The following is a 12,046-nucleotide window of genomic DNA, read 5'->3' as shown; positions in this document are numbered from 1 at the left end:
AACTTTTGAGCGTGCTGATGAAAGCGCTTGCCCTGCTCTGTAAGCCTTATCCGATAGTCTTCTCTCGTCACCAGCGCAAAGCCCAGCTCATCGGACAGCCTTTTTAAGGCTTGCGTGACCGCTGGTTTTGATTTATACAATCTTTTTGCCGCCTCGCTCAGGCTTTGTGCATTTGCTACGGCATCGAGTACCTGAATATCTGCCAACTTCATAAATAAAATTTATTTTATACCAAAGTTTTAATAATTTTTATTTTATGCCCAAATTCATTATCCTGCACTAAATTTTAGTCTGAGGGAGTAATTTTCGTGAATAAACTCGCACTCTTTTTTCCTGCTTTGCTGTTATTGTCTGCCTGTCAGGAAGCCACACAGCCGGCATCAACCAGTCAAGTCATTCGCCCTGTTAAACTGCATACCGTGTCTGACCCGCAAGCCAGCCAATTACGTAGCTTCCCTGCAGAAGTCGTCGCCAATCAGGGCTCCTATCTTGCTTTCAGAGTCAATGGAGAGTTAATGGAGTTTCCGGTGTTGGCCGGTCAGGAGGTGCAAAAAGGACAGCTTCTGGCTAAGCTCGACCCGGAAGACTTTGAGCTACAGTATCAGCAACGAAAAGCTCAATTTGAACTGGCCGTTGCACAGCTGAACCGTATTGAATCTTTGTATAAGAAATCAATTGCCAGCAAAGCGGAATACGATCAGGCTCTGGCAAATGAGCAGGTTGCCGAATCCGCTTTTAAAATCGCTCAGACTAACCTGGAAAACAGCGAACTCAGAGCACCATTTGATGGTACGATTGCCAAGGTATTTGTGAAAAACTTTGAGAACATTGTCGCCAAACAAAATATTTTGCGCCTTGAAACACGCGACCGTATGGATGTGGTTATTCAGGTACCCGAAAAGCTAGTTGCCCGCGTTAACAAAGATCTGGATTATCACCCGACGGTCATTTTCGACGGCTACCCGGACAAATCTTATCTGCTAAACATTAAAGAGTGGGACACGCAGGCCGATCCTGTCACCCTCACATATAAAGTCGTGTTTTCACTGCCCATCCCGGAAGACTTTAACCTGCTTGCCGGTATGACGGGACATGTCTATGTCGACCCGAGCAAAATCACCAATCAAAGTACTTCCGCGATTATCGTGCCTAATGAAGCGGTTTTTTCAGAGCAGACTCAGGCCGCTGAAGGCAATCACTACGTCTGGATCTATAACCCAGATACTCAGCTTGTTTCAAAACGCGCCGTCCAACCGGGTTTGTTGCGCCAACAAGGATTTGAAATTAAGAATGGCCTGCAACCGGGTGAAATCATTGTCTCTGCCGGCGTACATCACCTCAGCGACGGTCTGAAAGTCCGCCCCTGGACTAAAGAGCGAGGCCTGTAATATGAGTCTTGCCAAATGGTCTATTGAAAACAAAGTCATCAGTGCGATGTTTGCACTCCTGCTGTTGTTAGCAGGGACAGTCTCGTACTTTGGCCTCGGGCAACTGGAAGACCCTGAATTTACGCTTAAAAAGGCGATGGTCATCACCGTTTATCCGGGTGCATCCCCTCAGCAGGTTGAAGAGGAGGTCACTTATCCCATAGAGAACGCTATTCAAAGCCTGCCTTATGTTGATTATGTCACGTCTATCTCTTCGCCGGGCCAGTCTCAAATCACGGTTGAAATGAAAAGCACCTATCGTAAGGAAGATCTGAAACAAATCTGGGATGAGTTAAGGCGTAAAATTAATGATTTAAAGCCCAATTTACCACCGGGAGTCTACCCTCCTAAGATCATGGATGATTTTGCCGATGTTTATGGCGTACTCTATGCTGTAACCGGAGATGGGTACTCCTATGAAGAACTTAAGGAATACGTAGATTACCTGAAGCGAGAGCTCGTGTTAGTCGATGGCGTCAGCAAGGTCACCATTGCCGGAGAGCAACAGGCTCAAGTGACCGTTGAAATATCCAGTCAGAAGCTTTCGCAGCTCGGGATATCACATAACCGTATTTTTTCGCTACTCCAGACACAAAACAGTGTGTCAAATGCCGGTAAGATCCGTGTCGGAGACGAGTCTATCCGTATTCACCCCACAGGGGAATTTAACCAGGTTTCCGAGCTCGAAGATCTGCTGATTTCAAAGCCAGGCGCCAAAGAACTGATTTACCTGGGTGATGTTGCAACGGTCAGACGTGAGTATGCAGAAATTCCGACGCATATCACACGCTACAATCGCGACCAGTCTTTGCTGCTCGGTATCTCGTTCAGCTCTGGTGTCAATGTAGTAGAAGTAGGTAAAGCCATAGATAAACACCTCACCTCGCTGGAGTATCAACGCCCTCACGGCATGTCTGTCCACACAGTTTACAACCAGCCCAACGAAGTAGAAAAATCCGTCGACGGATTTATCGTCAGTCTGCTTGAAGCCGTTGCCATCGTTATTGTCGTACTGTTGATCTTTATGGGAGTCAAAAGCGGTATTCTGATTGGCGGTATCCTGCTTCTCACAGTGCTTGGTACATTCGTTTTCATGAAGATGTTTGCAATTGACTTACAACGAATTTCATTGGGTGCTCTAATCATCGCGCTCGGTATGTTAGTCGACAATGCCATAGTCGTGACTGAGGGGATACTGATCAACCTCAAACGCGGGCAAACTAAGGTTAAAGCAGCAGTCAACATCGTAGAGCAAACTAAGTGGCCATTATTGGGTGCGACAGTGATTGGCATCACCGCCTTTGCACCTATTGGGCTAAGCTCTGATGCCAGTGGTGAGTTTGCTGGTTCCCTGTTCTGGGTGTTACTCATTTCTTTGCTACTTAGTTGGGTAACGGCCATCACACTTACGCCCTTTTTTGCAAACATATTATTCAAAGAAGAAATCCGACAAGGTAACGACAATGAAGATCCCTACCAGGGCTTGATCTTCACCGCATACAAAGCCCTGCTAAGAGCTTGTCTACGATTCCGCTGGACAACTGTCGTTGCTATGATTGCACTACTCGGGTGTGCCATGGTTGGTTTTAAATCAGTAAAGCAGTCCTTTTTTCCAGCTTCAAACACACCTATGTTTTATGTCGACTATTGGCATTATCAGGGGGCTGATATTCGCAGTACAGCAGACAACCTTGAAAAACTTGAACGGTTTTTGCAATCTGATGATCTGGTCGAGGAGATCACCACCACTATCGGCCAGGGTGCCCCCCGATTTATGCTCACCTACAGTCCGGAAAAGCAATACGCTTCTTATGGCCAGTTAATCATTCGGGTTACCGACCGGGATGCCGTGGCAACAATGATAGCGAAGGTAAGAGACTTTGCCGCTAACAATGAACTCGACGGCAAACTCAAAATCAAACGCATGGAAATTGGTCCATCGACGGATGCTAAAGTTGAAGCTCGTTTCTCCGGGCCTGATCCTGTGGTCCTGCGTCAGCTGGCAGACCAGGCAAAACACCGCTTAGCCCAAGACTCAGGGGCATTTAATATCCGTGACAACTGGCGTCAGCGTTCTAAAGTGCTGGAACCTGTGTTTAATGAGCAAAAAGCACGACGCCTGGGGATCAGTAAATCCGATCTCGATCAGCTATTGCTGACCAGTGTATCGGGCAACAAAGTCGGCCTGTATCGCGATGGCACTAAAATGCTACCAATCGTCGCGCGTGCTCCGGAAATTGAAAGGCGCAATGTCGAAAACCTTGTTGACCTGCAGATATTCAGCCCGGTCCTCAATGTCTATGTGCCTTTAGGCCAGATCCTCGACGGCGTCGAAGTCGTCTGGGAAGACAGCCTGATAATGCGTCGCGATCGCAAGCGGACGATCACCGTCATGGCAGATCATGACGTCATTGGCAATGAAACACCGGCTAAGCTGTTTGCCCGGGTTCGTGCTGACATCGAAGCCATTGAACTACCACAAGGTTACGAAATGCAGTGGGGCGGTGAGTTTGAATCCTCGAGTAAGGCACAAAAGGCGATCTTTGGCTCGCTTCCTCTGGGTTACTTATCCATGTTTATCATTACTGTGCTACTGTTCAACTCAGTACGCAAACCTCTCGTGATCTGGAGCACAGTACCACTTGCCATTATAGGAGTGACAGCGGGATTGGTCATATTTCAGGCCCCTTTCAGCTTTATGGCACTACTTGGGTTGCTCAGCCTGTCTGGCATGTTGATTAAAAACGGCATTGTTCTGATGGATCAAATAAATCTGGAATTAGACAGTGGTAAAGACCCCTACCAGGCGGTGTTCGATTCCGGTGTGAGCCGTGTGCGCCCTGTTTCAATGGCTGCGGTCACCACCATTTTGGGTATGATCCCTCTATTGTTTGACGTGTTCTTTAAATCAATGGCCGTAACCATCATGTTTGGTCTGGGCTTTGCGACAGTCCTGACCTTAATAGTTTTACCCGTTATTTACTGTTTGTTCTTTAAAGTAACCGCACCGAAATAGTAAAAGGGCCGCATACTGCGGCCCTTTTTCTCTTTTATTTTTTCAAAGACAGCGTCCCTTTAACTCGCTTGCGTGGATTAGCGCCCGTGCGGCTTTTCGGCTTTTCAGAGCGCACAGCTTTTTCGGATCGACTTCTGTCTGAGCCATGATGTTTTTTTGCCTGACCAGATTTACTCCTGGTACTTTTTGGTACCGACTCGTGACGACTATGGTCTGACCTGGCTGGTTGTCGTGCAACACACTTTTGTTCATCAACGGATGCTTCTTCCGTTTTCGATGACCCTTCGATTGAGGCATTGATCTCTGCCATTTCCGATTCACTGAGGTGACGCCACTGCCCCGGGCGCAACCCATTCAGATTGACATTCATGATGCGCACACGCTTAAGCGTTTGTACCTCATAGTCAAAGTATTCGCACATGCGTCGGATCTGGCGATTCAGTCCCTGTGTTAACACGATAGTGAACTGCTTCGCTGCGGTTTTCTTAACAAAACACTTTTTAGTGACAGTGCCAAGAATTGGCACACCTGAGCGCATACCACGAATAAACTCCTCGGTAACGGGCTTGTCGACCGTCACCACGTATTCTTTTTCATGGTTGTTTCCAGCGCGAAGTATTTTATTGACGATATCACCTTCATTGGTCAAAAAGATCAGGCCTTCAGATGGCCTGTCCAGTCGACCAATAGGAAATATGCGCTCGGGGTATTGAATAGCACTGACAATATTACTTTTTATTTTGCGCTCCGTTGTGCAAGTCACACCCACGGGCTTGTTGTAAGCGATATATACCCGCTTTGGTTTGGATTTTAGCGGTTTATTGTCAATCAGTATCGTGTCTGAATCACTGACCTTCAGTCCCATTTCGGCGACCTGGCCATTGACGGATACCCGGCCGTCGCTGACCAGCGTATCCGCTTCTCTGCGGCTACAAAACCCTGTTTCACTGATGTATTTGTTTAATCGCTTAAGTTCGTTCATAAAGAAGCAGTTATCTTATCTTATACATAGAGGCAATACGCACCTTACGATAAGGTGAGTTACAGGGGGCGCATGGTAACAAACTTTGCAAGTCAGTAGAAATGTTTAGTTGTCACAATGGCCAGCAAGCATGATAAGGCCCGCGCACCGGTTACTTTGCAATCATACCAGAGCCCGTATCTCTGGCCAAAAATGCCGGCGATACCAAATATTGCTGCTGTTTATTTTTTAGTAAGCTGAACTTACTAAAGTCAACACCTGACCAGTCTGATTTATCAGCCAGCCACAGGTAGCGATGCACATTCTGCCTGTTTATAACAACCAATGGGTAAGTGATTGACTGGTGATCATGCCAGTATTTATGACCATGAAACCTATCGTATAAGGATAAAATGGCAAGCCCACCCATAATAAAATGTCCGCCGACAGAGGCCTGTATCTCCCCCTTATCGATCAATCCAAGTGTATCATTGAGCCAGTCAAAGCCGCCGATTGCCACAAACCTGTTTTTGTCGTTACTTTGCTGTTTGACTGCACTAAGCGCGCCCATGGCCATTAAATCAGACGCACTCCAGATAATGTTGGTTTCAGGATATCTCTTAAGCAGCCGCTGCGTTTTTTCCATTGCCTGAGTCTTAGACCAACTGGCATAAATAGACTGCTGTAGCGCGACTCCCTCACTACCGAAATAAGACTGCGCTCCCTGATTACGAGCATCTGACTCGCTGCCATAATGACCGTTGATTGCTATCGCCTTAGGTTTTACACGACTATCTTTTTCACGTAGTGACTCTGTTAATGCCTTTGCCAGCTCAGCCCCGGCACGAAAATTATCAAAGTAAATTTCTCCCAGCCAGTTTTTATACCTTTGTCCGGGTTTACCTATTTCAGTTTGTTCAGGCCCGTTAATGGTTTGTTCCAGAGTCAGGTATTGAATCCCATATTTCTCTAACAGATCCAGATGCTGTTCCGCATTGCCTGGGTACAACATTAGCACAACGAAGTCGGGGGTTGCGCGGTATTCCAGATACTTTTGTAGCTCGGCGAGCTGAATATATCGGCTTCCATCACCATATATCACGTCTAGTTTCACATTGAGTTGTTTACTGGCAGCCTGTGCAATAGATTCCACTTTTTGCCAAAAAGGCTCACCGGATATAGAAGGATTAACCAACAGGACTGAAAAGTCCGCCTTTGCAAAGCTCAAATGAGACGACAATAAAAGAAAACCCCAGAAAATACACTGCACAAACTTCACGATAAACTGCCTTTTTTTGTGTTACGCACGGCTCAGATACCCTACGCAACGCTTCAATATGTACTCAGCCGGACCCGATTGTTTGGCCCTATCAAGCAGTATAGCCAAAATCACTTGCCCCAGCGTAAGGATCAGGAAAAACAAGAAGTAATCAACGCGGGTAAATGAGAGTCGGCTGTCCGGAAAAACAAAATGAAAAAAAACTATTCCGATGACCGTTTGGGTTAAGTAAAGCGTCAAAGAATAACGCCCCACTATCGCCAGCACGCCGCTCAACGTGGGGATGTTTTTATATATAGCTTGAATCAAAACTAAATAACATAGTGCCATAGGGATGGCTGCGAGCCAGTTTACTGTTTCGAGCACCTGCCCCATGACCGACTCTTTCACAAGCCAAAAGAGCAACGAGACACAAAAACTGGCCCACCATGCCGCCCATAGCCACTTCCGGGCAAGTAATATTTTCTGTGTAAACCATCCGCGTTCATACAGCTCCATACCCAGCAACATTAATCCGAGGGTATTCCATAAAGTGGCAATGGGGATGAGTAAAATCATCATGGTGAAGTTGCCCATATTCTGGTTCAGCAACTCGTTGTAGGTCAGCGGCAAGGTATCCATCACAATGGCATATTCCACGCTCGTCCGATCTATGGCGGGTTCACGCACAAGATAGCTGAGTACAACTAATAAACCCACAGGCAAAACGGTCAGTAAGCCTGCTGCAAACAGTCTCTGTTTTGATTCTAACCACATCAGAGCCAGCAATCCTGACAACGCGTAGTTTAGCAAAATGTCTCCGGGCCATAGCAAGTACCCATGCAAGATACCAAACAAAGCGAGTATGCAGAGCCTGGTTTTTATAGGGAAAAGGCGGTGAGCGCTCTGCTCATATCTCTTAAACTGGATCAATAAAGCGGCGCCAAACACCAGGCAAAACAAGGTTCGAAATCGCCCATCAGCCAACACAGTGGTCAGAAAAGATAACACCTGTTCAAACAGTTCTGTGTCGACAGGAGGAATATAGCCATACGAAAAATTGGCCATAAAAAACAGGTTGGTCAGGCTCAAACCAAGTAAAGCAAACCCCCTAACACTGTCAATAAATGGATTTCTCAACATTAATACACATGATCACGATACATATCAGCCCAAGTAACGGCCGACGCATGGAAATCGGGTAAGCTTTCGTCTGGCATATTGAGTAATGCACAGGCTTCTTGTAATGCCCACCAGCTGCCACTCTCATAGGCTTTCACGACATTCAAAATGTAATACAACGTGTTTGATTTACCTAACAGCGCGTCGTGAATTATTTCTGGAAATGGCAAACGTCCCACCAACAACTCCATTGGCTTATCTAAAATTGCATCAAGCAATGAAAACAGCCCCGTCAGAAAACTCATACTTGCAATGCCAGGGGCGATCTGCTGGGCAATCAGCTCACAAAAGCGTGAACGAACAATACTCAGACGGGTCAGCTCGGTTGGCTTGTTCGTTGCTACATGTGCCGTCATGATAAGATTTACAAACTTGAGCACACGCTCATTACCAAGGTAAACAAGCGCCTGTTTCAGGGATTCGATGCGGCTTTTTATCGGAAAGACACCAGAATTTATCAGACGTAGCAGCTTGTAGGCCAATGCTGTATCCTGGGCGAATAGCTCGGAGATCCGCCCCAAATTCATATGAGGTTTCAGCACTTCGGCATAAATCAACATGACTATGGCATAATTAATTTCGATGTCCTGCTGGGATATCATGGTTGGTTTTGCAAAAAAGTAACCCTGGAAAAATGTAAAGCCCATCTTTTTCGCTTGCACGAACTCTTCTTCAGTCTCGACTTTCTCGGCGAGTAACTTGAGGTTTTTGCGCTGCTTTAGTTGCTCTACCAGCGGGGCTATCGTCTCCAGCGGACTTTCAACTAAATCAAACTTAATGAGTCTGACCAGCTTAAGGAAAGGTTCCCAGTCTTTAGAGTAAGTGAAGTCATCCAGCGCCAGACGATAATTATTATGAAACAGTTGCCTCACTCTTTCATAATTATCCTTCGTTGGAGGAATGGTTTCGAGTAACTCGAGGATTACGTCACTGCTTGGTAAAAAATGTGCGAGCTCCTGATTCAGTGACTCTTCACCGATATTGATAAGCGCCTTCTTTCCCGACGTCAGATAACGGGTGCCCAGATTAAGCTGGTTGTCCATAATCAGCCTGGCTGTCGCGGCATCATCAGCAATGTTGGGGAAGCAATTTTGTTTACCATCACGAAACAGCAATTCATACGCAACCACCTGCTTCTTTCGATTAAAGATGGCCTGCCTTGCCACAAACACTTTCAAATCATTGCTCCCAGCTATCTACTGCTCAAATTAATAGCACTTTTGTTTTATTAGTTTGTTCTATTGGGGAATATTTTAACCCCATTTCATTAGAAAAAAAATCAAACTAAAACATTAATGTATTAGAATAGTCGATAGCTGAGTGAGCAGGCAAACGCCTACTCATACAATTTCTCTATATACTGGCTTGCAATCGTATCCCAGCTGAAGCGTTGTGCCCCTGCATTTGCTTTGATCTCAAGGTATTTCTGTGGGTCATTTCTGTGTACATCAAGCGCTTGCCCTAAGCGCTCCAGTAACTGCTCTGCTTGCTCCGACAAATTATCACCACCGAATAAAAACCCTGTTTCATCATGTATGATGGTGTCTTTCAAACCACCAACCTGATGTGCCAGGCAGGGCTGTCCAGAACGCATGGCTAACATTTGACTAATGCCGCATGGTTCAAATGAGCTAGGCATCAGGAACAAATCGCCGAGTGTGTAAAGGTGATCTCCCAAAGCTTGTCCATATCCTTGTAAGTACAACACATTCTCATTACGGGCCATCACCTGAGTAAATAGGAATTCCAGATGGGGGTCACCTGAACCCAAAATAACCAGTACACCACCATACCCATTAATCAAAGCTGCAATATGATCGAGAATGAGCCGCCCATCTTTTGGTTGTCTGAGCAACAAAGCTTTCTGATCCGTCAGGCGCCCGACACTGGTGATGAGCGGTCTGCGAAATACTGATTGCTGACGCCACTGAATGACTCTCTGATGTGCAATATAATGGGCCGGTTTAAGCGTGCCTCCGTTTGCCATCCACACAAACAGCGCCTGTTCCGCCAGATCACAGTATTGATGCAAAGAGATGTCATTTGTGTCGTCTGATGATGCATCATAAGTACACCCATTCAGAATTCCGGCCAGTCGCCCGGTTCGATCCGCGGCCTGCATATCATGCTCTAACCCTTCCCCACCAAAAAACCCCCTTTCATGGTCACTACTGAGTTGTACTTCCTGACAATAAGTAGGAGAAACCAGGTGAACTTTGTCAGACAGACTAATCGCGGCACGCATCGGATTAAAACAGTGAGGATAGACATGATCACAAATCTGACTGCCATCATAACTTAACGTAGGGAACCAGGATTCCAGACTGGAATCATCATGTTTGAAGGGGCGGATCCCCTGAAGGGCTAAGTTATGCACTGTGTAAACCGTTTTAATCTGTTTCAGATTTACAAACCGCGGACTAAAGGTTTTTAGCACTGCAACAACCGCTGCGTGCCAGTCGTGTAAATGAAGTACATCGACAGGGCCAATCATTGCATGCTCAAGCAGCTCACTTACCGCAGCGCAAAACAATGCAAACTTATTCGCATCCGTTGCAAAAGGCTGATCACCATCATTGCAATAAATTGCACCATCATGCTGCGAGAACAAAGAGTGTGAAACCACATATTGATCTACACCAGCGTCACTGGCTACCCGCCACAAAGTGGCAGTTTCCAGATGCTGTTTGAAGGGCACTGCGATGTCCGCCACAAACGTCCGATTTAGTGCATACTGACCGTAATCAGGCACAATAACGGAACAACGCACTTGCTGTGTTGCCAGTGCATACGGGATGTCACGGATCACATCCGCAACTCCCCCGACTTTACAATTAGGCAGACGGTCGTTCTCCGCTGCCACCATAACTACGTGCATGCTTGTCCTTTTATGCTGTTTCCTGGGTTTGCCCTGCTAACAGCCGCTGTTGCTTTTCTAACGCAGTTAGCATATCACGAGTCACCAGCACGATGCCTTTTTTAGATACTCTGAAACCGTTTCTCTCATCTTGTGCCCTGTCATACCCAATTTCCATCCCCTCCGGGATATGGCAGCTTCGATCAATAATCGCATTTTTTATGCGACAGCCACGCTCTATCACCACACCAGGTAACACGACCGCGCCTTCAATCTCACAGTATGAATGAACATGGACATTAGAAAACAACAAAGATTTACGCACTCTGGATCCTGAGATAATACAGCCGCCAGATACCGTAGAATCTACCGCCATACCGCGACGCTCGTCATCATCAAAGATGAATTTCGCCGGTGGTAACTGCTCCTGGTAAGTCCAGATTGGCCAGCTCGGGTCGTACAGATCAAGTTGAGGCTGAGGTGAAACTAACTCCATATTGGCTTCCCAGAATGAATCTATTGTTCCAACATCGCGCCAATAAGGCTGACCTGGGTGGCTGGGATCACGAAATGGAAACGCAAATACATTATGCTCTTCAATGATTGCGGGGATGATATCATGACCAAAATCACGACCTGATCCTTCACGTTCTGCATCTTCTTTTAGCTGCTCAAAAAGAAACTCTGTATTAAAGACATAGTTCCCCATCGACGCAAGACACAAACCAGGTTTACCCGGGATTTCGCTGGGCTCTGGCGGCTTTTCATCAAAGCGCCTGACCCGCTTATTCTCATCTACCGTCATCACACCGAAAGTATTTGCAGCATCCTCACAGGGCACTTCAATACAGCAAACGGTCATATCCGCACCGGTTTCAACGTGCTTTGCAAGTAGTGCACCGTAGTCCATACGGTATACATGGTCTCCTGACAAAATCATTACATACTTAGGTAGTTCATGACGAATGATATCCATATTCTGGAACACGGCATCTGCCGTGCCACAGTACCACTCATCGCCGTAACGCTGAGACGCTGGCAATATTTCCACCGACTCGCCAAGCTCTTTCTTAAAATGGCCCCAGGCACGATTAACATGCCTGATCAAAGAATGAGATTTGTATTGCGTAGCGATGCCGACTCGGCGGATACCCGAGTTAATACAATTTGATAACGGAAAGTCTATTATTCTGTGTTTGCCTCCAAAATACACTGCGGGCTTAGCTCTCCAGTCGGTCAGCTCGTGCAGCCTGCTACCACGACCACCTGCCAGTATCAGTGCATACGTTTCTCTGGTCAGGTTACTAATATATCGGTTTGCATAACTGGGCATTCATTATCTCCA

At 46.5% G+C, this 12,046-nt stretch carries 9 protein-coding genes; 2 read left to right on the top strand and 7 right to left on the bottom strand.

The window, feature by feature from the left end:
- The coding region (locus tag NH568_RS19470; RefSeq protein ID WP_253050000.1) for a LysR family transcriptional regulator at nt 1-212 on the bottom strand (212 nt) is incomplete at its 3' end.
- Nucleotides 213-338: 126 nt separating this feature from the next.
- Between NH568_RS19470 and NH568_RS19465 the strand changes: the two genes are divergently transcribed.
- A complete protein-coding gene (locus NH568_RS19465; RefSeq protein ID WP_253050009.1) occupies nt 339-1,388 on the top strand; it encodes an efflux RND transporter periplasmic adaptor subunit in 1,050 nt (349 codons plus the stop codon).
- Between the two features lies 1 nt (nt 1,389).
- The gene (locus NH568_RS19460; protein WP_253049997.1) at nt 1,390-4,443 is read left to right on the top strand and encodes an efflux RND transporter permease subunit; all 3,054 of its coding nucleotides are present in this window, start codon (nt 1,390-1,392) and stop codon (nt 4,441-4,443) included.
- A gap of 34 nt (nt 4,444-4,477) precedes the next feature.
- Here the strand turns inward: NH568_RS19460 and rluF are convergent, their stop codons facing one another.
- From rluF to glgC, 6 genes are all read right to left on the bottom strand, one after another.
- Nucleotides 4,478-5,425: a 23S rRNA pseudouridine(2604) synthase RluF gene (gene rluF / locus NH568_RS19455; RefSeq protein ID WP_253049995.1), complete on the bottom strand. Its 948-nt coding sequence runs from the start codon at nt 5,423-5,425 to the stop codon at nt 4,478-4,480.
- 151 nt (nt 5,426-5,576) lie between these two features.
- On the bottom strand, nt 5,577-6,683 hold the full coding sequence (locus tag NH568_RS19450; protein WP_253049992.1) for an ABC transporter substrate-binding protein: 1,107 nt from the start codon (nt 6,681-6,683) through the stop codon (nt 5,577-5,579).
- Between the two features lie 21 nt (nt 6,684-6,704).
- Nucleotides 6,705-7,475, bottom strand: a complete 771-nt coding sequence (locus NH568_RS19445) for a DUF418 domain-containing protein (protein ID WP_253049989.1) — start codon at nt 7,473-7,475, stop codon at nt 6,705-6,707.
- A gap of 329 nt (nt 7,476-7,804) precedes the next feature.
- Nucleotides 7,805-9,022, bottom strand: coding sequence for an HDOD domain-containing protein (locus tag NH568_RS19440; RefSeq protein WP_253049986.1), 1,218 nt, complete (start codon nt 9,020-9,022; stop codon nt 7,805-7,807).
- Between the two features lie 158 nt (nt 9,023-9,180).
- On the bottom strand, nt 9,181-10,722 hold the full coding sequence (locus NH568_RS19435) for a glycogen/starch synthase (protein ID WP_253049983.1): 1,542 nt from the start codon (nt 10,720-10,722) through the stop codon (nt 9,181-9,183).
- Between the two features lie 10 nt (nt 10,723-10,732).
- Nucleotides 10,733-12,034 (bottom strand): glucose-1-phosphate adenylyltransferase, encoded by a 1,302-nt coding sequence (gene glgC / locus NH568_RS19430; protein ID WP_253049980.1) that lies wholly within the window; start codon nt 12,032-12,034, stop codon nt 10,733-10,735.
- Nucleotides 12,035-12,046 lie beyond the last annotated feature (12 nt).

The sequence above is a fragment of the Pseudoalteromonas sp. XMcav2-N genome (genome assembly GCF_024124545.1).
Classification (GTDB): Bacteria; Pseudomonadota; Gammaproteobacteria; order Enterobacterales; family Alteromonadaceae; genus Pseudoalteromonas.
This window is presented reverse-complemented; position numbering and strand designations above follow the sequence as displayed.